This is a genomic window from Alcanivorax sp. (assembly GCF_017794965.1).
Classification (GTDB): domain Bacteria; phylum Pseudomonadota; class Gammaproteobacteria; order Pseudomonadales; family Alcanivoracaceae; genus Alcanivorax.
Map to the genome: position 1 here is coordinate 3,266,941 of NZ_CP051240.1, position 22,643 is coordinate 3,289,583.

The following is a 22,643-nucleotide window of genomic DNA, read 5'->3' on the forward strand; positions in this document are numbered from 1 at the left end:
ATCAGATAGATGACGAGTAAGCACCAAACTTTCGGAATGAGCACTGCTTCCGTTGAAAAAGGGCTTAACCAACTGCAATACTGTCATTTTGAACAGTATGGAGTTGTCATGGATGACATCCCTCGCGCCCTGCCCGAAAAGCCGGTAAAGCTGATGGATCAGTTTCGGTTCTGGCTGAGAAAGAACCACTACAGCTACCGAACAGAGCAAACCTATGTTCACTGGGTGATCAAGTACATTCGCTACCAGCAGCTGCGGCATCCTTCGAAGATGGGTGCCAAAGAGATAGAGGCATTTCTTTCACACCTGTCTGTGCAGCGGCATTGCAGCCCATCCACTCAGAAAATCGCCCTTAATGCGCTGAATTGTTTCTATCGTCGCTTTCTTCAGCAGGATTATGGTGAACTAAATTTTCGCCAATCGAAGCGCAAGCCCCGTATTCCTGCCGTCTTTTCTGATCAAGAGGCCCAGGCAGTGATTGCACTGATGCCTGAGCCTTCCCAGCTGATATGCGAACTGCTCTATGGCGCCGGCTTACGTGTATCCGAGGCACTTCGCATTCGCATCAAGGATCTGGATTTTGATCGAATGATCATTACCGTGCATCAAGGCAAAGGAGACAGGGACAGGAGAACACTGCTACCCGAGTCTTGTCAGGAACGACTGCGCCAGCAAGTTGCCATCGCTTCCAATCTGTATGAAATGGATCAAAAAAATGGCGTTGGCCCTGCATGGATGCCGCATGCGCTGAGCAGGAAATATCCTGGGGCAGGCTCACAGCGTATCTGGCAGTTTATTTTCCCCTCAAAAGAGCCTGCCACTGACCCGCAAACCGGGATTGTCCGGCGCCATCATTATCATCAGGATACTGTCCGCAAGCATGTCAAACAGGCGGCCTCGGAAGCCGGCATCGCCAAGCTCTGTGGTCCTCATACGTTTCGCCACTCCTTTGCCACCCATTTACTGGAGAAGGGCTACGACATCCGCACGGTTCAGGAGCTGTTAGGCCACAGCGATGTGTCTACTACCGAGCGCTATCTGCATGTGATGAACCGGGGTGGGCTGGGGGTGATCAGTCCGCTGGATCGGGGGTAGGTAGGTGGGAGATTCAGCTTGCTGAACGAAGGGGATTTTGATCCCGGGTTTGTTCGCCCCTCCAGAGGGGCTCCTACAGCAAGAACAAGACTCCGCTGCCACCCTCCGTAAACGCTGTGCCCTCTGTGGTAAATCCGCTTTTGATCTTTGCGTGACGCATGTTGCAGCCGCGAAGCGGCATAAAAAAAACCCGGCGAAAGCCGGGTTTTTGTGTTTCATGCGTGCTGCATGAAGCGTGTTGCGTGCTGCGTTTCTTATTCCGCCCAGGTGAGATCCAGCTCTCTTGCTGCCTTTACGTCATCCAGGCGGCGCACTGGCTGGGTGAAGGGGGCTTCCTTGACCATGTCGGGTTCGGTGCGTGCTTCTTCCAGGATGGCGGCCATGGCATCGACGAACTCGTCCAGGGCTTCCTTGCTTTCGGTTTCGGTGGGCTCGATGAGGAAGCACTCCGGCACCAGCAGCGGGAAGTAGGTGGTCGGTGCGTGCTGGTTGTAATCCAGCAGGCGCTTGGCGATATCCATGGCGGAGACACCCAGCTCTTTCGCTTCTTTGGCGAAGGTGAGGATGAATTCGTGGCTGGCACGACGATCCGGGTAGGCGGCGGTGCAGCCCACGGCTTCCAGTCGCTTGAGCAGGTAGTTGGCTGCCAGGGTGGAGAATTCACCCACGCGGATCATGCCTTCGCGCCCCAGGGAACGGGCATAGTAGTAGGCGCGCAGCAGAACACCCGCGTTACCCATGAAGGCACTGAGATGGCCGATGCTGGTGCCAAGGATATCGGTGTCGATCCAGTGATAGCTGCCATCATCCCGCTGGCCCGCCATGGGGGTGGGCAGGTAAGGCAGCAGACGCTCGGACACACCCACCGGGCCGGCACCGGGACCACCACCGCCGTGGGGGGTGGCGAAGGTCTTGTGCAGGTTCATGTGGATCACGTCGAAACCCATGTCACCGGGGCGCACCTTGCCGAGGATGGCGTTCAGGTTGGCGCCATCGTAGTAGAGCAGACCGCCCGCTTCGTGGACGGTTTTGGCGATGGCTTCAATCTGCCGTTCGAATACGCCACAGGTGCTGGGGTTGGTCATCATCAGGCCGGCGGTCTGGGGACCGCAGGCGGCTTTCAGGGCCTCCAGGTCCACGTCGCCATCCTTGCCCACCGGCACTTCACGGACCTTGTAGCCACACATGACGGCGGTGGCCGGGTTGGTGCCGTGGGCCGCTTCCGGAATGAGGATTTCAGTACGCTCGTCGTCACCGCGGGCATCGTGGTAGGCACGAATCATGGCGACGCCGGCGAACTCGCCCTGGGCGCCGGCCATGGGTGCCAGAGACACGCCCTTCATGCCGGTCACTTCCTTGAGGAAATTCTGCAGCTCGTACATGCAGCTGAGGAAACCCTGGCTGTGGCTTTCCGGGGCCAGTGGGTGGCGGTTGAGGAAGCCCGGCAGCATGGCGGCACGGTTGGCGCCACGGGGGTTGTACTTCATGGTGCAGGAGCCCAGCGGGTAGAACTGCTTGTCGATGGCGAAGTTCTTGCTGGACAGGTTGGTGTAGTGACGCACCACCTGCATCTCGGACACTTCCGGCAGGGCCGGCTTCTGCTTGCGACGCAGGCTCGCCGGGATGGCGCCGAGCTTGTCTTCGGACACGGCTTTCGGGGCCTGGGAGACGGCACTGCGACCGGGCCGGGACAGTTGGAAAATCAGTTGGGTCTCGCTCATGCCAGCACCTCCTTGAGTGCTACCGCAAACAGATCCAGATCGCCTTCGCTGTGCACTTCGGTGGCGTTGACCAGGATGGCGTTTGGCAGGTTGTAGTCTTTCGCCAGGCTGACACCGCCCAGCACATCTTTCTCGGCCAGTTGGGCCAGCACGTCATCCGCTTCCTTCGGCAGTGTCAGCACCACTTCGTGGAAGGTGGGGGCGGTAAAGGCACGCTCCACACCCGCGATGGCGGTGAGCTTTTCTGCCAGCGCCTGGGTGTTGGCGTGGCAGTGGGCCGCCACATTGGTGAGACCATCCGGCCCCAGCAGTGAGGTGTAGATGGTGGCCGCAGTCATGGCCAGGCCCTGGTTGGTACAGATGTTACTGGTGGCCTTGGAACGGCGGATATGCTGTTCGCGGGCCTGCAGGGTGAGGGTGAAGCCCTGCTTGCCTTCCATGTCCACGGTGCGGCCGATGATGCGGCCGGGCATCTGGCGCACGTGCTTCTGCTTGCAGCACATGAAGCCGAAGTAGGGACCACCGGAAGACAGCGGCACACCCAAAGGCTGACCTTCACCCACTACGATGTCGGCACCGTCATTGCCCCACTCACCGGGTGGCGTCAGCAGCGCCAGGGAGGTCGGATTGACCACCGCGATGACCAGCATGCCGTTGGCCTGGGCCCAGTCGGTGAGCGCGTCCACGTCTTCCAGGGAGCCGAAGAAGTTGGGCTGGCTGATCACCAGGGCTGCATAGTCCTGGCCTTCAAACGGCTTGAGGGCGTCCAGCGGGGTCTGGCCACTGGCGGCATCGAACTCCACCATCTCCAGGGCCACATCCTGGTTTTCCACGATGGCCTTGGTGGCGGCGGTGTAGCGCGGGTTCAGGGCGGTGGGCACCAGCACCTTGCGGGACTTGCTCTTGCGGTTGGCGCGCAGGCTCATCAGCACCGCTTCGGCCAGACCGGAGGCACCGTCATAAACAGAGGCGTTGCTCACGTCCATGCCGGTGAGACGGGTCATCAGGGTCTGGAATTCGTAGATCACCTGCAGGGTGCCCTGGCTGGCTTCCGCCTGATAGGGCGTATAGGCCGTGTAGAACTCGCCCCGGGTCGCAATCTCCCATACCGCTGCCGGAATATGATGCTGGTAGGCACCGGCACCAATGAAGCTCACCGCGCCCGCATCCATGGCGGCGCGCTCGTTCATCAGCCGGGTCACTTCCATTTCGCTGAGGCCTTCAGGCAGCGCGTCCAGCTTGCCGGCCGCTTTCAGGTGCGCGGGAATTTCATCGAACAGATCTTCGATGCTGTCGGCGCCAATGGCGTCGAGCATGGCACGCACGTCATCGGGGGTATGGGGGATATACGGCATTGGAAATACCTGGATAGGTTGGGATTGGCTTTGGTTCCGCAGCGCTTAACTCACGCTGGAGACTAGCTACAAGCTGCAAGCTTCAAGCTACAAGGAAAACCGGGGTTAGGGTTTAGCTTGCAACTTGTGGCTTGTAGCTTGCCGCTGCGAATAACGGTAATGCCGTTATTCGCTTTCGATCTGCGCCTGGTACTGGTCGGCGGTGAGCAGGTTGTCCAGATCGGTTTCTTCGCTCATGGCGATCTTGAACAGCCAACCACCTTCATAGGGGGCGTTGTTGACCAGCTCGGGCTCGTCTTCCAGGGCTTCGTTGATCGCCACAATTTCGCCGGAGACCGGGGCATAGATGTCGGAGGCGGCTTTCACGGATTCCACCACACCGGCTTCATCGCCCGCGGCAACCACTTGCCCCACTTCCGGCAATTCCACATAGACCAGATCACCCATGGCGTCCTGGGCGTGGGCGGTGATACCCACGGTCACGGTGCCATCTTCATTGCTGGCCCATTCGTGGCTGCTGGCATAACGCAGTTCGGCGGGGATCTCGCTCATTGTTGGCTCTCCTGTTTGAGTCGCTGCACGCAACATGCTTCACGCATGGGCGCTGAAAATTCCTGGTTCAGTTTAAAGTTCAAAGTTGAAAGTTGAAAAGCGCGAGATGGGCATCCTGGTTTGCCATGCCCTGCCCGCGCCTTATCGCTTGAGCGCGAAACACAAAGCCCGATTCCACCCGGGCCCGACTTCGCGTTTCAACTTTAAACTTTCAACTCACTGCGCCTGACTTTGCGATCCTGTCTGAAACAATAAAAGATCGCTTGCAGGCAAGCTCCTACGGTGGCCGCTTCAGGCGTGTTGCGTGAAGCGTGCCGCGTGGTGCTTAAATCGCTTTATAAACCGCCTTGCCGTTACGGACGAAGGGGGCTTTGACCACCTGGGCCGGGAGACACTTGTTGCGGATTTCCACTTCTACCTTGCCGGTGGCGCCTGCAGGCAACCGTGCCAGGGCAATGGACTTGCCCAGGGTCGGCGAGAAGGTACCGCTGGTGATCTCGCCTTCTTCATCGTTGGCCAGAATCACTCTCTGATGGGCACGGAGCACGCCCTTGCCTTCCAGCACCAGCCCGACCAGTTCGGCATGACCATTCTTCTGCTGGTTGAGCAGCGCCTGGCGGCCGATGAAATCACGATCGTTGAGCACCAGGGTCCAGCCCATGTTGGCTTCCCAGGGGGTGATGCTGTCGTCCATATCATTGCCGTACAGGTTCATGCCCGCTTCCAGGCGCAAGGTGTCACGGGCACCGAGGCCCGCCGGCGCCACACCTGCCGCCAGCAACTGCTCCCACAGTGCCACGGCGTCGGCATTGGGCAGCATGATTTCCACGCCGTCCTCACCGGTGTAGCCGGTGCGGGCAATCATCCAGTCACCGTCTTCGGCGAAACCAAATACCTTGAGATTGACCACCGCCTCCGATTTGGCACCATCCAGCAAGCCGGCCAGAATCGCGCGGGCTTCGGGGCCCTGTACCGCCAGCATGGCCAGATAGGGGCGCTCCTGAATATCCACCGCAAAGCCACCGGCCTGTTTTTCCATCCAGTCCAGGTCCGTTTCACGGGTGGCACAGTTCACCACCAGGCGATAATCATTGCCGCGCTTGTAGACAATCAGGTCATCGATGACGCCACCGCGCTCGTTGAGCATACCGGTGTACAGGGCACGGCCTGGATCGATGCGATCCACATCATTGGCCAACAGGTGACGCAGGAAATCGCGGGCACCGGCGCCGGCAATATCCACCACGGTCATGTGCGACACGTCGAAGACACCTGCCTTCTGGCGCACCGCATGATGCTCCTCGATTTGGGAACCGTAATTGATCGGCATGTCCCAGCCGCCAAAATCCACGATCTTGCCGCCCGCGGCCACATGCGCGTCGTACAAGGCTGTGCGATGTCCCATAACGTCACCATCATTCAAATGAGCGGCAATTATATCCGCCAGAGGCGTGGGGGAATAGGGTGTCGGGATGGACAGGTGAGGCTTCGGAGCCAGTAACAGGGTGTCTACCGGGTATTCGCCGCCATCCGCTGGGCCGGGAGTCGTTGCGAGTGGTGATGGGCGAGTTGAAAGTTCAAAGTTTAAAGTTGAAACGCGGTTGCAGGCCGAGGGGATTGCCCGCCCCTCTCCGCGATCACCGGTAATGGCGCGGGCACACCCCATGACAACCCTGAGAGCCTCTCTCGCGCTTTTGAACTTTCAACTTTGAACTTTCAACTAAAAAAATGCCCCGGCAAGCCGGGGCATGGGTTGTCATCGGAACGTGACCGCCAAATTACTGGATGGAGGCGCTCTGATAGCTCAGGTTGATGCCTCCCGGCGGAATAATCAGATTCACTTGCCCACCTTCCAGGCCAGCCAGAGAAATCTCCAGATCCACGTTCTTGGCTTCCAGGTTCTGCAGACCGATGAAGAGGCGCCCGTCCGGCAAGAAGTCCAGCGGCCCTTCAAGGATCACATCATCGATCGGCAAGCCCTTGACGTTGTGCTCCAATCCCAACGGCAGACTCAGTGCAGGAGCGTCAAACAGCAGATCAAACTGGAGGCGGAACACCGGGCCATCCGGGGTGTCTACAATATAGCCTACCGGCGGGACAGTGCGCGGGCTGTTGGGATCACTGGGGTCTTCTGGCTCATAACGCACCCGCATGATGTTCGGACCCGTGGACGTCTCAATCGGCACCAGGCCCACATCGCCCACCACAGCCAAGAGATCACTCAACACCCCCTCGCCGCCAAACTGGCCAGCCAGTGCATTCACCAGATCATCTACCGCACCCAGGGTCATCTCCAGAAGATCAGTCAGGATGGGGCCCAGCACCGGGATTACATCCAGCGTACTCTGGGAATCCAGCACATTCAGATCCAGCCCCACCACGGCAGTCGCGTCCAGGTTGGTCAAGGCCAGCGTGGTCGGGTAAATCACTACCGGCACGCCCTGCTCTTCTTCGTCGAAATCCAGGATTTCGGTGTTGAGCAAACCGGTGACATACATGATGCGGTCGCTATCACACTGACTCTGATCTTCCGAGCTATAAGGCGGAACGCCCTCGAAGCCACAACCGGTGTTAGCAGCGGTCACCAGACCGGAGCCGCCGCCATCGCGAGGCAGAATCAAGGTAGCATTGGCCGGCGTATCTGCCGGATCGATGACATTTGCCGTTGCCACCGGCTCCCCGTTATCGATCTGAAAGTTGTTGTTCACATCCGCGCTGGGCAGGTTGCCCAGTTCCTGGAAGATGGTGTTGGCCGCCGGGCCACCCTTGAACAGGATTTCCATATCCGGGCCACCCTCTTTCAAGCCGCCGCCCAGCAGGGGTGCACTCTGGAACGGCAGGCCATCGGCAGAGCAGATGCCGGCACAGCCGGTGCCGCCGCCATTGCCCATCATGACGTAGCGATAGAGCGCTCCCTCTTCCCAGGGCTGCTCAGGAGTGAACATGACCGCACGGGTTTGGGTGGTCAGCTCACCGTCCACCGGCTCCCAGCTGCCACCATTGTCTTTTTCGACCAGGAAGGTGCCGCCCAGGGTGATGGTGGCCGGATCCATGTTCTGGGAAAAGCGCACCTTGATAGGACGGTTGGCAGGCAGATCCACAATGGGCAGGGAGTCCACTGCCACCTGCTCCGCCGTGCTGCTGGAAGACACACAGGCGCCCTGGAAGCCACTGTCGATGGTGGCCTGACTGACCGTTTCCGTGGCGCAAGGGAACCCCGGGTACACGGTGGACGCGAAGGGACCACGGCGCACATCGTCCGAATCATTTACCACATATTCCGGGAGGGTGAAGTCGAGGCTGTTGTCCCCTTCCAGGGAATCCAGCATCTGCAGCGGGTTACCGGCCAGATCGGTGATATCCGGGGTGGTGGTCACCACATACTCCACACCATATTCAACCGGGGTCTCCGGGGTAATCACCAACGCATTCCCGTTCAACACCCAGCTGAACGACTCAGCAAGGCCGCCCTTGGTCAGCTGCAGGGAATCGCCAGCAATAATGGAATCCGGCTCCAGCGCTTCGTTGAAGTGAATCACGATGGGCTCGCCCGGCTCCATGCGATCGGCCACGTTGCCCGGCTGCCAGGACAGCTCGGCACCGTTATCGCCATTCAGCACCGGGATAAATGGATTCACTGCATCCACCGGCGGCAGCGGCGCGTTTTCCTGGTCGCGATAGGACTCCATGCGGAAGCTGAGCACGCCGTAGCTGTTTTCCACGCCCAGCACACGGGGCTCTACCACGGTGATGGCGTCCGTGTTGAGCTGGCCGTCCTCGATCAGGCCAGTGCCCACCAACTCCAGGTGCATGATGTTCTGGGTAAAGGCACCGTTGGCGCGAGCGTCCGCGGTGGAGGTGGCGATATCCATGAACAGTCGCAACTGCTTGGGGGCATCATCACTTTCTGCGTTGGGGTTGGGGAACAGGTAACCGGTGGCATCGGAGATGATCTGCACGGTCACTTCACCGGAGTCGAAACCCACCGGCACTTCACCGCCGATGAACACTTCCAGCGCATCCCCTTTGAGAATACCGCCCTTCTTCACGCGCAGCGGCGTGACTTCCGGGAAGTTGGGCGTGAACGCCAGTTCCGCGTACACATCACCGGACTGCTTGGAGACCGTCTTGTCCTGCAGCAAGGTACCAATCACCGGCACACAGTTGATCGGCTGGCCGGTGAGCTCGGACAGACGCACCCCGTCGTCCAGACACCCCAGGTCTTCATCTGCCGGCGGTGCATTGGTCACCAGCACCGCACGCTCGCCAGTGGTGGGCGAGGTGGTGTCTTTGGGCACCGTGGAGTGTGTAAAGGCGGCAATGGTGTCACCGGCCTCGTTCTGCACGCCATCGATCACCAGTTCATAGGTCTGGCCCGGCACCATGTCCTCTTTCGGATCCACGGTAATCGCAGTACGGCCGACCAGCATCAAGGCCGGCACGACTTCACCGTTACTCATCAGGCTGACGGTATCGCCATAGATCGCGCTGCTGGCGTCGATGGGCTGGGTGGTGCGCACCCGGAACGAGGAAAAGTCCATGCTCTTGAACTGGCCATCATCCGGGAACAGTGAGGCGACCTCGAAGGTGTCACTGGTTCGCTGGCTAGCCAGCGGGCCTTCCAGGGCGGCACGGGTGGTGAAGTTGAGCGTGCCGTCCTTGAAGGTGGTGGTTTCACCCAGCACGGTCACACCGTTCATGACCACGCGATACTCAGACGCTGGCTTGAGAGCGTCCACCGGGGTCAGCACCACGCCTTTGCCATCGGCCACGGACGCCAGGGTAAAGGGAACATCCTCACCCTCCGGCCCGGTAAAGCTGAAGTTGCTGTCGCTGGCAGTGACCTCGTGGCTGAACTGCAGGGCAACAATGGCCCGCGGCGCCACCTGCTCCTGATTATCCAGGGGGTAGGTGTAGTGCAGATTACGGGCATTGAACGTGGGCGTATCGAAACTCACATCGGCACTGTCACCCCCGCAACCGGCCAATGCGGCCGCCGCGAGTGCGGTAACGATGAGGCCTGTGTTGTTCTTTTTCATGTCGCGCCTCCGTTAGAACTTCAAGGTCAGTGAACCTGAGAAGACATGCACGTCGCCTTCTGTGCTCACGGATTCATAGGGATTGGCCACGCCGGGACGGGTGGTCGTCAGCTCGAAATCACGCTGCTCCAGCTGCTGGAACTGGTAACCGAAATCGAGACGCATGGGGTAGGCCAGGATCGGCGGGTTCTTGATGATCAGGGCACTGCCCACACCAAAGATCATGCGATCATTGTCGAAGTAGTTCACGTCCGGGGTCTGGATGCTTTCCAGCGGGCTTTCCTGGTAGGCCACACCACCGAACAGCTTGATATGGTCATTCACGCTCCACTCGGCCCCCACCCGTGGCACCATCACATCCTTGAATTGGGCGAACGCCTGATCCTTCACGGTATCCCGCGCCAGCTGGTCTTCCAGATCACTCCAGTTCTGCTGCTCCACACTGGCCGCCACGCGGAAGTTATCGAACAACTGGTACTGGATACCGGCGCTGAGAATGTCCGGCTGGTAGGAGTCGATGGTATCGATGAGTACGGTAATACCCGGGTCCAGCACCGTGCCCGGGATGGTCAGGTTGGATTCCACAGCGGTCCGGGCTTCGGTGTGACCGCGGAAGGCAACGGCGGTTTCCAGACCGGAGAAAACCCCACAATCCTCGTTACCACAGAAGATCTTGTCCCACTCCAGGTTCATGGACAGTACCGGCCGGATGATTGGTTTGGCCGACACGGTCAATTCTTCATATTGGGTAACACCGGCCAGGTCAGCACTGGCAATCAGGGTGGCTTCACTGCGCAGGGAAATATGGGCCGATGCCCCGGTGCTGATCCCGTTGGCAATTTCCAGACCGCCCCCTAGATTCAGGAACAGGGGCTGACGGCCGTACTGCATGAACTGCCCTTCGCGGGAGTTCTTGGATTCAAAGGCCAGCATTTCCTCACCGTACTTTTCCACCCCGGCGATGATGGCGAAATACAGCGGGTGATCGCCTTTCAACATGTCGGTCAGATCGGTCTTCAGGGCAATGATCTGTTGCTGGGTATCCGCCACATTGGCCTTGTCACCGTCACGGATTACGGCTGCGCCACCCCCACTGGGGTTGCCATTACTGGTTACCATCAAGTCGTGCTCACCGTGTAGCAGGCCCACGGTCAATTCACCACGCGGATCCTGGGTCAGGTAAGCCGGATTGTAGTAGAGAGCAGAAGCCTGGGTATTGAACAGCGACAGTGCCTGCGCCGAGCCCACATCCACAGGCAGCAGGCCATAGGTGCTGGCAGTGTTGCCCATGGCGGCAAACGCCGGGGCGGTCAGCAGGGTCGAGAAAAGGGCTGCAGCCCCCAGGCGGCGTAAGGGTTTGACGGACATATTGGGTCTCCGGCGTTTGTTATTCGGCTTATTGCCACTCTTTGAGCGTGGCTTTGTTGCAGCGAAGATCAGGTGAACGGTATGCACCGGCTGACCTGTTCTTGCCTGTGTATATGCAATAAGTAAAACAAAACGCCAGTGCCACAGCCGTTGCGAAAAGGTTGGGAATGGTTGAGAAAAGTGTTTGATTTGGCGGGCTTGTTAAGGTGTGTAATCAGAGTGTTGCAGGGAAGCGGGAGGGCAGCAGTTGATAAGACCGAACCCCCGGACGTTGCCGTGGTCAAGCGGGTTGTCGTTTGATTTTCGCTCCTGCTGACAGGCTGGCGCCCTGTTCGTTCAGCAAGCTGAATCTCCCACAGCAGCTGTGCCCTTCCGTGGAAGGGGGGTTGGCGTGCGGCATGAAGCGTGGTGCGTGCATGCGTTATTCCAGTGGGAGATTCTGCTTGCTGAACGAAGGCCTTGCCGTGTGTGCAGCGGACACAAAAAAGCCGGCCCGAAGGCCGGCTTGATGCAGGATCGCCCGTTACTGCTTGATGGGCTCCCCCAGGTACTGCAGATGCAGACCATTTTGCGGAATCTGCAGATAAATCTCCGGGTTAGACAATGGAATGAAACCCAACGAGATCCCCAGTTTCACATCAATGGGCACCGTATTGCTGTTGAGCTGATCAATCACCATGCGACCATCCGGCAGGAAGGTCACCGGCCCGCTCAGGTTTAGCGTCAGCGGAGCGCTGTGCAGGCTGTGGGTACCGTCCAGCACGATATGCATGTCGGGCGCATCCAGATACACCTCCACATCGGTGCGGAACTCCGGACCGTTCTCCGTCTCCACAATCCAGCTCGGAATCAGACCCTGACGTTCGATCTCATCATACACATAGCTGCCATCCGGGTTGGTCTTGCCGCAGTAGTTCTCCGCATCCTCCGGCCAGGCCACACAGGTGTAGCGCATGCGCATGTACTGGGTTTCAGTGGGGGTTTCACTGGGAATCAAACTGATGATTTTCACCAGCAGCGTCACTGACGAGGCCTGGATCATGGTCGGGTAGAGCCCCACCCTTACGGCGCGCAGGGGCTCACCGGTTTCCGGGTCCATCACTGTTTCACCAGTCTGCAAGTCCCGATAGACCTCGGAACCAAACACTTCCGTGTCCAGTGCACCCACCACATGGATGTCACACTGTTCCGGCACGTCACAGACCAATTCCGGGTCGGTGAGAATACCGTCACCATCATAGTCATCCACCACCAATCCCGTGGTGTTCACCCCGGGACCATTGCCACCGTAGCCCGGCTCGCCGGCATCAAAGGTGCCGTTGCCGTTGAGGTCCGCGGTGGGCAGATTTCGCAGGGGCTGGAACACGGAGTCACGGGCAGGTGCACCAATAAAGTGGAGGTGCAGGTTCGGGCCACCCATATCATCCTCCGGGGCCCGCAGTAATGCGGTCTGCAGACGCTTGCCGGTTACCGAGCAGATCGCCTCGCCACTGCTGCAGTCATTCGCTTGCTGGGCGCTGGTGCCGTTCACACTCATCAGAATGTAGCGGTAATAGACACCCTCTTCCCAGGGTTCATCAGGGGTGAACCTGACGCTGCGTGCACCCACATCCAGACGGCCAGGCACGCCTTCCGCACACTGGTATTTACGGGTACTGCCGTCGTCAAAGCGCTGGGGTTTGCCGGTGGCCGGATCCAGCACCACCTTTTCTACCCGGAAGCTGCCCACATCACAGGCGGTACTGCTCTCGAAGATTACTGACGCGGGGTCAATGTCCTGGGAGAAGTTCACCCGGATGGCCCGGTCTGCCGGCAGGTAGGGCACCGGATTACGATCATCCGCCGTGTCCCCGCCCTGACAGAAGCCATGGTTGCCCGCTTCGATCTCCCAATGCTCCTTGTCGCTGGCACAGGGGAAGCCCGGATAGCTGGTCAAGACCGTGGGCGGTGCGGTGTCGCCAGGCACCGTCGGCAACTGAAAGTTTTCGTTAACGGCCACCAGCGGATTGCCCGCCAGATCCGTCACCCCACTGCCCACTGTCACCTGGTAGTTGGCACCCATGGCCAGCGGCTGTTCCGGGCGCACAATCAGGGTGGCGCCATCCAGTTCCCAGCTGAACGCTTGCTGGGCCCCGTCACGGCTGAAGCCAATAGCACCCTCCTGGCTGAGACCGTCCAGATCCAGCGGCTCGCTGAAGTTCAGGACAACCGGATCGCCGGGACGCGCCCGATCCGCCACCCCATTGGCATTGTTGACCGGCACCATGCTCTGCAACTGGGGCGCGGTCATATCCGGGACCGGCTGCGGTGGATTTTCCTGATCCTCGTAGGATTTCATGTGGAAGCTAAGCAGGCCGAAGGCGGTTTCCTGCCCCAGCAGTGTCGGCTCCACAATCCCCACGGCGTCGATTTCCATACGCCCATTATTCACCAGCGCCATGCCGTTCAATTCCACGTGCATCAGGGTCTGGCTCAGCCCGCCGTTGGCCTCCGGGTTCTCGGCGGTCATGGACACATCCATGAACAGCTTGATCTGCTTGGGCGCCTCATGGGCATCACTGTACGGGTTGGGCAACAGATAACCGGTGGCATCGGAGAGGAAGGTCACCGAGATGTCGCCGGTACTGAACCCGGCAGGCACATCGCCACCGACACGGACATCGATGTTGGAGCCTGTCAGCAAACTGCCCCGCGGGATACGCAGGGGCGACACGTCCGGGTAGTTGGGCAGATATGCCAGCTCCGCGTGCACGTCACCGGACTGCAGCGTGGCATCCTTGTTCCCCAGCAGGGTGGACATCAACGGCACACAGTTCATTACCGCGCCGGTCAGCTTGGCAGACAGGGCATCATCCTGGTTACAGGGATCCACCGCCGCGTCGCTGGCCTGCACCACTTCCTGCACCAGGGTGGCGCGGGGGCGGGAATTGCCAGCCACCCAGCTCTGCTCGTAGCCGCCCGTCAGCTGGTCATCCCCTACCCCGCGAATGGAGTCGGTCAGCTTCAGCGTGTATGTGCGGCCGGGCTGCAGATCCTCATGGGGATCGACAGTGACTGCATCTCCCTTCACCAGCAGAGCGGCAGGAACGGTCTCACCGTCGTTTTCCAGCTCCACGCTGCCTGACAGATCGGTATCCCCGTACACCACGGTGGAGGTATCGAGCAGCTGGTTGAATTGAACGCGCAGGGTGGTGAAATCCATGAAAGGCAAGGCGTCGCCATCCGGAATCACCCGATTGACCGCCAGATCCAGACTCATCATCTGGCTTTCCAGCGGCCCGTCATGACTCAAACGGGTGGTGAAATCCATGCCGTCTTCGAATCTCGCTTCACCATTGCTGGTCTCAATACCCTCAAGCACCAGACGATAGTGGGTGGCCGTTTTCAGGGGAGCCTGCGGCTGTAGCACCACCCCTTTACCGCCCGCCACCGGTTGCGGTGCCTGCAGTGCCACGTGATTGGTGCCCGTGTCTTCGCAGTCGTCCGACAGGTCAGGGCATTCAAGCAGGGTAAAGTGACTGTCATCCACAGTCACTGCATGGGAGAACCGCATTACCAGCGGCGTCCGTGGGGACACCCGCTGTTGCCCCTCGTAGGGATAGCTGTAGTAAACCTCACCCACCTGCCAATTTACGGTCTGGCTGTTATCCGCCTCCCCACCACAGGCACTGATCAGGGCCGCAGTGGTGGCCAGGCATAGCGCTTTCAGTTTCATGCCGAAGCCTCCTAGAATTTGAGCGTGATTGAGCCCGTGAAGACATGAACTTCACCGTCAGCCTCCCCGGCACCGTATGGCTGGGGGTAGGTGGGAGAGCGGCGGTCATAGAGCTCGATATCCTTGGGATCAAGCTGCTGATACTGGTAAGCCAGATCCAGCCGAACCGGGAATGCCAGCACCGGCACGGAAGCGTAACGAGCCGTCAGCCCCAGGCCGACAATCATCTTGTCCGCATCCAGATAGTTCACTTCCAGTGAACCCTTGGAATCCATCGGCGATTCGCTGAGTGCCACCCCGGCCGTCACCATGTAGGTGTCATCGAAGTGAAATTCGCCGCCAATACGGGGCACGATGATGTCCTTGAACGCCAGGCGGGCATCCTTGTTGCCGGTCAGCACCGCCTGGTCCTTGATAGTGTCGCCCTCGAGCTCTTCCTCCAGGTCCGACCATTGCTGCTTCTCCAAGGTTACCCCGACACGCCAGCGATCCTGGCTGTATGCCAGACCGGCGGCATAGATGTTCGGCTGATAGGAATCGATGGTGGACACCGCCAGAGTGATCCCCGGATCCAGCACCGTACCGGGGATGGTGATATTGGAGTCCACGGTGGTGTTGGTATTGGAATAGCCACGGAAACTGAAAGCCGCTTCCAGACCATTCATCCAGCAACTGTCGTCATCGCCACAGAAGCTCTCACCAAAATCCATGTTCATGCCGAAAATGGGCCGCAGGGAGGGTTTGGCGGACACGTTCAGGGTCTCGTAGCTGGTCTCCCCTGCCAGGGTTGAGGTGGCCACCAGCTCCGCCTCGGAATGGAGGGTAATCCGGGCAGACAGCCCCATATCCAGACCGCGCCAGATCTGGGTGCCGCCCCCCAGGTTCAGGAACAGGGGCTGACGGCCGTATTCAAGGTACTGGCCGTCAATGGCGGTCTGGGAGTTGAACGACAACATCTCGTCGCCGTACTCCTCAACACCCAGCATGAAACCCAGATAAAGGGGATGTTCATACTGGGTCAGGCCTGTCAGATCGGTCTTCATCCCCAGCAACACCTGCTGGGAAGGGGAATCCTGGAGAACCTGGCTTTTACCGGTGACCGGGCTGGAGGCCCGCAATTCATGGTCCGCATGCAGCAGCCCGGTGGTCAGTTCACCACGGCTGTCCCTGGCCAGATAGCCCGGGTTGTAATAGGTCGCCGACACCTGGCTGTTGAACAGGGACAACGCCTGGGCCGAGGCCACGTCTGAGGGGAGCACCCCGTAGGTGGTGCCAATGTTACCCATGCTGGCCATGGCCGGTATGGCAGACACAACCCCGAACCCTGCCACCATGGCGGGAAGCACTTTCCTGTATGTCATGAACGTCTCCAGAGACTTGCCCGAACGGGCTTATTGTTGTTAACCCAAAAGCGAAGCAATAACTTGCCTAAAAATAAGTGGCATAAGCGTACCAGCAAGACAGAAACATTACCTTACAACCAAGTCTCAATTTGCCATCTTATTTACATATATACACATAAATAAACCCTACAGCATTATTTATGTAAGGCATTGTTATTAGAGGGCAAATAGCTAGGCATCTGAAAGCATCAGGCCGAATATCAAGGCAAAGATGTACAGCCATGCACAAATCAAGCAAGAGATCAGGTCAAATGCAGTCTCACCACAGAGATCGCGGAGGGCACAGAGAGACCCAGTGTTTTGTCTCCGTGAATGCGGTGATCTCTGTGGTAAAAACCGTCTTTGGGGGCCGGGCTTATTGTGGGAGTCTGCTTGCAGACGAAGGGTTGGGGCATTCGCTTGCAGGCAAGCTCCCACAGTGGGGCCGGGGTTTGCTGGAATTTCCTCAGTGTACTCAGTGGCCTCTGTGGTAAACCCGTCTTTTGGTTTGCGGGGTTTGATGTGGGAGTCTGCCTGCAGACGAAGGGTTGGGGCATTCGCTTGCAAGCAAGCTCCCACAGTGGGGCTGGGGCTTGCTGGAATTTCCTCCGTGAACTCGGTGACCTCTGTGGTAAAAACCGTCTTTGGGGGAGGGAAGTTGGGCTTAATGCCTGCGGGTGAGCAGGATCACCGGCAGCAGGCCCAGCAGCACCAGGGTCAGGGACGGCGCCGCCGCCCGCTGCCACTCACCCTCGGCGGTGAGTTCGTAAATACGCACCGCCAGGGTGTCCCAGCCGAAGGGGCGCAACAGCAACGTGGCGGGCATTTCCTTCATCACATCGATCCCCACCATGAGCAGGGCCGTGAACAGCCCCGGCAACATCATGGGCAGATACACCCGGCGGCTCACCTCGGCGGAAGTAGCCCCCAGGGTGCGGGCCGCTTCCACCACTCCCGGCTTGACCTGCTGCAAGGCGTTTTCCACCGGTCCGAAAGCCACCGCAAGGAAACGCACCACATAGGCCAGCACCAACGCCAGCAGCCCGCCCACCAGCGGCACCGACAGCCCCAGATCATGCAGCCAGCCCTGCACCGCGCTGAAGCTGACCATGATGCCCACCGCCAACACCGAGCCCGGCAGCGCATAGCCCAGCGTCGCCAGCTGCACCGACGCAGACACCGTGCGCGACGGCTGGTGTCGCTTCACCCAGGCCAGCCAACTGGCCAGCATCAGCACCAGGCTGGCGGCCATGGCGCCAAGCAGGAAGGTACGCCACACCAGGTTGGCGAAGCGCCAGTCCACGCCCTGCAGACCGGTGCCGATCACCCAATACAGCAGGCGGGATACCGGCAGCAGAAACGCCAGGAACAGCACCCCGAAGGCAAACAAAGAGATCAGCCAGGCCTGGCGGGGGCGGGCCCGCATTACCTGCCGTCCCCCCAGCTCACTGTAGCGAGCACGGCGCCGGCCACGGCGCTCCAGGGTGAGCGCGACCAGCACGAACAGCAATAGCAGGGAGGCCAGCTGGGCGGCGGCCTGCAGGTTGAACAGGCCGTACCAGCTCTTGTAGATGGCGGTGGTGAAGGTATCAAAATTGAACACCGATACCGCGCCAAAATCCGCCAGGGTTTCCATCAAGGCCAGCGCCAGGCCGGCTGCAATACCTGGCCTCGCCATGGGCAAGGCCACTTTGAAAAAAGCCCGCAGTGAACTGTCGCCCAGGATACGGGCCTGCTCCAGCACCGCCCGCCCCTGGGCCAGGAACGCCAACCGCGCCAGCATGTAGACATAGGGATAGAGCACCAGGGTCAGCGTCACGATCACCCATGCCGGATGGCGGGCACTGAAGCCAGACAGGGCCGGCAACCAGCTACGCAGCTGGGTCTGGATCGGGCCCGCATAGTCGAGCAGGTCCACCATGACAAACGCCAGCACATAGGCGGGCATGGCCATGGGCAGAAACAGGGCCCACTCCAGCCAGCGGCGCCCAGGGAACTCCAGGGTGGCCACGCACCAGGCCAGCGACACCCCGAGAGTCAGCACCCCGATGGTGACGCCCACCATCAGCAGCAGGGTATTACCCACCAGCCGCCACAGCACCGTGTCGAGCAGGTGCTGCCAGGTTTCCCACTGTTGCTGGTGCCAGGCACTCAGCAATACCAGAATGGGCACCAGAACCAGCAACGCCAGTGCAACCGCACTGGCGCCACTGAGACCGGGCAACCTGATGGCGGGCAGCCGCGGAAGGGGCACTGTTGCTCGGCTCACCGCTTAGCGATACCCTGCGCGGTCCATCAGCTTCACGGCGTCCACCTGCAGGGCACCGGCCACGCTGACGTTGAGGTCATCCTCACGGAATTCACCCCAGGATTTCACTTCCTCTGCTGGTTCCACGGTCGGATTCACCGGGTATTCCAGGTTGATCTCCGCCAACAGGGCCTGGGCCTTGGGCTGGGTCATCCATTCCAGCAGAGCCTTGGCCTGTTCCGGATGGGGGGCGTATTTGGTCACCGCGCCACCCGAAATGTTGATGTGCACACCACTGCTCTCCTGGTTAGCCCAGAACAGGGACAGCGGCAGCTGCGGGTTATCGCGCTTCATGCGACCAAAATAGTAAGTATTCACTATACCCACATCGCATTGCCCTGCGACGATGGCTTCCATCAGGGCGGTATCATTGGAGAAGACATCCGTGGCCAGGTTACCCACCCAGCCGCTAACCACGGCTTCCGCCTGCTCTGAGCCCAGACGCTCGATCATGGTAGCGACCAGAGACTGGTTGTAGACCTTCTTGGAGGTACGCAGACACAGACGGCCTTTCCAGTCCGGTTCGGCCAGGGCTTCGTAGCTGGACAGATTTTCCGGGTTCACCCGTTCGGTGGAATAGACAAGGGTACGGGCCCGCTTGGTAAGGCCGAACCATTGTTTGTCCGGGTCGGTGAAACTGGCCGGCACATTGGCGTCCAGGACCACGGACTCCACCGGCTGCAGCAGCTCCATCTCGGCAGCATTCCACAGGTTGCCGGCATCCACGGTGATCAGCAGATCCGCCGGGGTGCGCTCTCCTTCCGCCTTGATACGGGCGGCCAGCGCAGAGGCATTGTCAGTGATGTAGCGAATGGTGGTGCCGGTTTCTTCGGTATAGGCATCAAATACCGGTTTGATCAGATGATCATTGCGAGAGGTGTAAACCACCAGTTCATTCTCAGCTGCAGGCTCGGAACAACCCCACAGCCCCGCCAGCGCCGCCAGGGCGCCAGCCATGACACCGACTCTCCAACAAACACGCATATCCCTTAACTCCAGTCCGGGAAATTCAAACAAGAATGATTCTTAATTGGTCTCGCAGTATGGCAGGTCTTGCGGTCAAGCTCTAGCCGGATTTTTTCACCGCTGCGGTGGCCGCGCCCGCTGCGGCAAATCCGCACTGCGCCCCAGCGCCCGGTTGGCGAAGAAGCCTTTCACCGGCCCCGCCTGATCCACCAGCTTCATCCCGGTATTGCGCAACCAGCGAAGCGGCAGGGCGCGCTGCTCGAACAGCTGCTGGAAGCCACGCATGGCATTCTGCATGACCAGGTTTTCACCCCGGCGACGGCGCTGATAGCGTGCCAGCGCATGCCGGTCGGCACAGCCCAGCCCGGTATCGACGGCACGGAGCACTTCTTCCGCCAGCACCGCCGCATCCAGCAATCCCAGATTAACGCCCTGCCCCGCCAGGGGATGGATCACATGGGCCGCATCCCCCACCAGTGCCAGCGCCGGCGCCACATACTGGCTGGCATGCCGGGGCTGAATCGGGAACACAGCCCGCTCACTCAGCAGGGTCACCTCGCCCAGCACATCAGCTACCGCGGCCTGCAGTTCCACGGCGAAGCGACCGGCATCATACTGCTGAAGCTCACGAATTCGTTCAGGCCAGCCGGACCAGACGATGGAGCACTGTCGCTGCTCACCCTGGGTCGGATCACTGTAAAGTGGTAACAGGGCCAGCGGCCCGGATTCCATAAACACCTGACGGGCACAGCCCTGATGCGGCAAGGCCGTGCCGATGGTGGCCACCAGCGCATGATGACCGCTGTCGGACGCACCACCACTGATCCCCGCCCAGTCCCGCACCTGCGAACGGGCGCCATCGGCGCCCACCAACAGATCCGCGTGCAGGCGTTCACCACCACACATCACATCCCAGCCGCTGTCATTGCGTCGCGCACTCTCCACGCTCGCGCCACAGCGCCAGTCCAGTGAGGCCAGCGCCTGGGCACGCTGATAAAGCGCGGCGGTCAGGTGGCCGTTTTCCAACAGCCACCCCAGGGTATCGGTACCCGCCTCTTCGGCGGTGAAGGTCACTTCACCGGTGCCATCCTGATCCCACACCTGCATGGCGCCATAGGGCTGGACGCGCGACAAATCAAGCTGATCCCAGACGCCACTGTTGCGCAGCAGCCAGTAGCTGGCCTCGGTGAGCGTAGACACCCGCAATTGCGCCGCCCCGGACGGCATCACCGGCTCCGGCGCCCCATCCAGCACCGTCACCCGCAACCCGGCCTCCGCCAGCAGAACCCCCAGCAAACCGCCAGTCATCCCGCCGCCAACAATAATGATGTGCTGTTCGCTATCGCCCGTCATAAATCCTTTCCAAAACGCGCAGATGCCCCAGGCAATCTCCGCCATCAAACCCTTGAGTTGAAAGTTAAAAGTTCAAAGTTGAAACGCGGGCCCGGCCAGCGTGTTTTGCAATATCGTGCCCGCGGTCACCGGTAAGGGCGCGGGTACAGAGATCCAGAACGGCAAAACCTTTCTCGCGCCTTTTCAACTTTAAACTTTGAACTTTCAACTGGTTTTGCCCCACCCGCAGCGCCAATGTCGGAGATGGGCGTTCGCCCATTTCCGACCTACGCCGCCGCAGCAAGGTTTCCGCTTTTGAACTTAGCTATTAACTGTTCACTGTTAACTATTAACTGCCTTTCAAAGCCCCATCGCCCTTCGCGCAAACCCACTGCGCAGTCCCGGCAGGATATCCAGCGCCACCAGACCCAGCTGTCGACTATGGGCAAACAGCGGTTGCTGGACACGAAACAGTTCCGGCACCCAGCGGGAGGCCTGACTGATCAGCGCCTGGTCCTTTTCCCGTTTTTCCGTGTAGGCCTGCAGGGTGGTCAGACTGCCAGGCTGGTCGCTGCCGCCCACGGTTTGCGCCAATGCCAGCAGATCCCGCACGGTCAGGTTGAAGCCCTGCCCGGCCACCGGGTGCAGGGTGTGAGCCGCATTGCCCACCACCACCGCATGGGGCACCACCTGGGCACAGGCTTCGGTGAGGATCAACGGATAACGCTGGCGCTCGCCGATGGCAGTCAGCCGCGGCGCCTCTGCCGGGCAGCGGGACTGCAGTTGTGCCAGCGCCTCCGGCTCGTCCATGGCCATCCACTGATCCACCTGCTCACGAGGCCCGGTCCATACCAGCGCAAAACGCTGCTCCGGCAGCGGCAGCAGGGCCAGCGGGCCATCATTGAGGAAACGCTCGTAGGCAATGCCTTCATGGGGCGTCGCCACTGACAGGTTGGCGATCAGGGCATCGTGGCCGGTGTCATGATCCCGGGCGCTGATACCCAGCCATTCCCGGGTTTGCGAACGGGCGCCATCGGCGGCGATCAACAGAGGGGTGTCCAGCACATCATCACTGGAGAGGGAAACCTGATAGCCACCTTCAAGGCGGCGAATGCCCGACAGCGAATCCGGTGCCCGCACGCTGATGCCGGCATCGTTGAACAGGGCACCCAGTAGCACAAAACCCAGCCAGCGGTTTTCCACCACCGCACCCAGCTGATGGACGCCTTCTTCCTCCGCTGACATGCGGGTCAGGCCCAGTCGGGATTGTCGTGACACATGCACCGTGCCGATGGACGCGGCGTGCTCGAGAATGGCATCGCCCAGCCCCAGATCGTCCAGCACCGCCAGGGTACCGGCAGACAAGGCCGTGCTGCGGGCATCAAAGCTGGGGGTCAACGGCGGCGTCTCCGGCAGCGTCAGCGGATGGCTTTCCACCAGCACCACCGAGCCCGCGCCGTGCCGGCGCAACAACAACGCCAGCATGGCCCCCGCCATCCCGCCACCCACAATCACCAGAGGTTGTTGCGTCATTTCAACGTCCATTCTTGCTGTAGGAGCGCCACTTGAGGCGCGAGCCCTAAGGGCGAGTTGAAAGTTAAAAGTTTAAAGTTGAAACGCGAACTGGATCAGCGGGTTTTGTCCAAGCTGTGCCCGCGTTTACCGGTAAGGGCGCGGGCACTGAGGCTGGCAACAGGAAAACCTCGCGCGCGCCTTTTCAACTTTAAACTTTTAACTTTCAACTGCTTTTGTTTCACCCTGCAACGCCACGTCGGAGATGGGCTCACGCCCATTTCCGACCTACGCGGCT

The 22,643-nt window shown here is 60.1% G+C and carries 13 protein-coding genes; 1 reads left to right on the forward strand and 12 read right to left on the reverse strand.

The window, feature by feature from the left end; genetic code table 11:
- Nucleotides 1–108 precede the first annotated feature (108 nt).
- A complete protein-coding gene (locus HF945_RS14290; RefSeq protein WP_290523237.1) occupies nucleotides 109–1,095 on the forward strand; it encodes an integron integrase in 987 nt (328 codons plus the stop codon).
- 254 nt (nucleotides 1,096–1,349) lie between these two features.
- On the opposite strand, the gene gcvPB is transcribed toward HF945_RS14290, so the two are convergent.
- The 12 genes from gcvPB to HF945_RS14350 form a co-directional block, all read right to left on the reverse strand.
- Nucleotides 1,350–2,816: an aminomethyl-transferring glycine dehydrogenase subunit GcvPB gene (gcvPB, locus tag HF945_RS14295; RefSeq protein ID WP_290523238.1), complete on the reverse strand. Its 1,467-nt coding sequence runs from the start codon at nucleotides 2,814–2,816 to the stop codon at nucleotides 1,350–1,352.
- On the reverse strand, nucleotides 2,813–4,171 hold the full coding sequence (gcvPA, locus tag HF945_RS14300; RefSeq protein ID WP_290523239.1) for an aminomethyl-transferring glycine dehydrogenase subunit GcvPA: 1,359 nt from the start codon (nucleotides 4,169–4,171) through the stop codon (nucleotides 2,813–2,815). The genes gcvPB and gcvPA overlap by 4 nt, the downstream gene beginning before the upstream one ends.
- A 165-nt stretch (nucleotides 4,172–4,336) precedes the next feature.
- Nucleotides 4,337–4,723: a glycine cleavage system protein GcvH gene (gene gcvH, locus HF945_RS14305; protein ID WP_290523240.1), complete on the reverse strand. Its 387-nt coding sequence runs from the start codon at nucleotides 4,721–4,723 to the stop codon at nucleotides 4,337–4,339.
- 325 nt (nucleotides 4,724–5,048) lie between these two features.
- Nucleotides 5,049–6,128, reverse strand: coding sequence for a glycine cleavage system aminomethyltransferase GcvT (gcvT, locus tag HF945_RS14310; RefSeq protein ID WP_290523241.1), 1,080 nt, complete (start codon nucleotides 6,126–6,128; stop codon nucleotides 5,049–5,051).
- 373 nt (nucleotides 6,129–6,501) lie between these two features.
- Entirely contained in the window at nucleotides 6,502–9,762 is a 3,261-nt protein-coding gene (locus tag HF945_RS14315) for an Ig-like domain-containing protein (RefSeq protein WP_290523242.1), read from the reverse strand.
- A gap of 12 nt (nucleotides 9,763–9,774) precedes the next feature.
- A complete protein-coding gene (locus HF945_RS14320) occupies nucleotides 9,775–11,130 on the reverse strand; it encodes an outer membrane protein transport protein (protein WP_290523243.1) in 1,356 nt (451 codons plus the stop codon).
- Between the two features lie 523 nt (nucleotides 11,131–11,653).
- Nucleotides 11,654–14,845, reverse strand: coding sequence for an Ig-like domain-containing protein (locus tag HF945_RS14325; protein ID WP_290523244.1), 3,192 nt, complete (start codon nucleotides 14,843–14,845; stop codon nucleotides 11,654–11,656).
- Between the two features lie 11 nt (nucleotides 14,846–14,856).
- Nucleotides 14,857–16,206: an outer membrane protein transport protein gene (locus HF945_RS14330; RefSeq protein ID WP_290523245.1), complete on the reverse strand. Its 1,350-nt coding sequence runs from the start codon at nucleotides 16,204–16,206 to the stop codon at nucleotides 14,857–14,859.
- A 685-nt stretch (nucleotides 16,207–16,891) separates the two neighbouring features.
- Nucleotides 16,892–18,496 (reverse strand): iron ABC transporter permease, encoded by a 1,605-nt coding sequence (locus HF945_RS14335; protein WP_290523246.1) that lies wholly within the window; start codon nucleotides 18,494–18,496, stop codon nucleotides 16,892–16,894.
- Between the two features lie 3 nt (nucleotides 18,497–18,499).
- Nucleotides 18,500–19,492, reverse strand: coding sequence for an extracellular solute-binding protein (locus HF945_RS14340; RefSeq protein ID WP_290523247.1), 993 nt, complete (start codon nucleotides 19,490–19,492; stop codon nucleotides 18,500–18,502).
- Between the two features lie 123 nt (nucleotides 19,493–19,615).
- Nucleotides 19,616–20,854, reverse strand: coding sequence for an FAD-dependent monooxygenase (locus HF945_RS14345; RefSeq protein WP_290523248.1), 1,239 nt, complete (start codon nucleotides 20,852–20,854; stop codon nucleotides 19,616–19,618).
- A gap of 339 nt (nucleotides 20,855–21,193) precedes the next feature.
- The gene (locus tag HF945_RS14350) at nucleotides 21,194–22,366 is read right to left on the reverse strand and encodes an FAD-dependent monooxygenase (RefSeq protein ID WP_290523249.1); all 1,173 of its coding nucleotides are present in this window, start codon (nucleotides 22,364–22,366) and stop codon (nucleotides 21,194–21,196) included.
- Between the last annotated feature and the right edge of the window lie 277 nt (nucleotides 22,367–22,643).

What these genes read in the sequence shown, in the direction of transcription:
- HF945_RS14290 (WP_290523237.1), top strand. Translation starts at nt 109, where the DNA reads ATGGATGACATCCCTCGCGCCCTGCCCGAAAAGCCGGTAAAGCTGATG.
- gcvPB (WP_290523238.1), bottom strand. Translation starts at nt 2,816, where the DNA reads ATGAGCGAGACCCAACTGATTTTCCAACTGTCCCGGCCCGGTCGCAGT.
- gcvPA (WP_290523239.1), bottom strand. Translation starts at nt 4,171, where the DNA reads ATGCCGTATATCCCCCATACCCCCGATGACGTGCGTGCCATGCTCGAC.
- gcvH (WP_290523240.1), bottom strand. Translation starts at nt 4,723, where the DNA reads ATGAGCGAGATCCCCGCCGAACTGCGTTATGCCAGCAGCCACGAATGG.
- gcvT (WP_290523241.1), bottom strand. Translation starts at nt 6,128, where the DNA reads ATGGGACATCGCACAGCCTTGTACGACGCGCATGTGGCCGCGGGCGGC.
- HF945_RS14315 (WP_290523242.1), bottom strand. Translation starts at nt 9,762, where the DNA reads ATGAAAAAGAACAACACAGGCCTCATCGTTACCGCACTCGCGGCGGCC.
- HF945_RS14320 (WP_290523243.1), bottom strand. Translation starts at nt 11,130, where the DNA reads ATGTCCGTCAAACCCTTACGCCGCCTGGGGGCTGCAGCCCTTTTCTCG.
- HF945_RS14325 (WP_290523244.1), bottom strand. Translation starts at nt 14,845, where the DNA reads ATGAAACTGAAAGCGCTATGCCTGGCCACCACTGCGGCCCTGATCAGT.
- HF945_RS14330 (WP_290523245.1), bottom strand. Translation starts at nt 16,206, where the DNA reads ATGACATACAGGAAAGTGCTTCCCGCCATGGTGGCAGGGTTCGGGGTT.
- HF945_RS14340 (WP_290523247.1), bottom strand. Translation starts at nt 19,492, where the DNA reads ATGGCTGGCGCCCTGGCGGCGCTGGCGGGGCTGTGGGGTTGTTCCGAG.
- HF945_RS14345 (WP_290523248.1), bottom strand. Translation starts at nt 20,854, where the DNA reads ATGACGGGCGATAGCGAACAGCACATCATTATTGTTGGCGGCGGGATG.
- HF945_RS14350 (WP_290523249.1), bottom strand. Translation starts at nt 22,366, where the DNA reads ATGACGCAACAACCTCTGGTGATTGTGGGTGGCGGGATGGCGGGGGCC.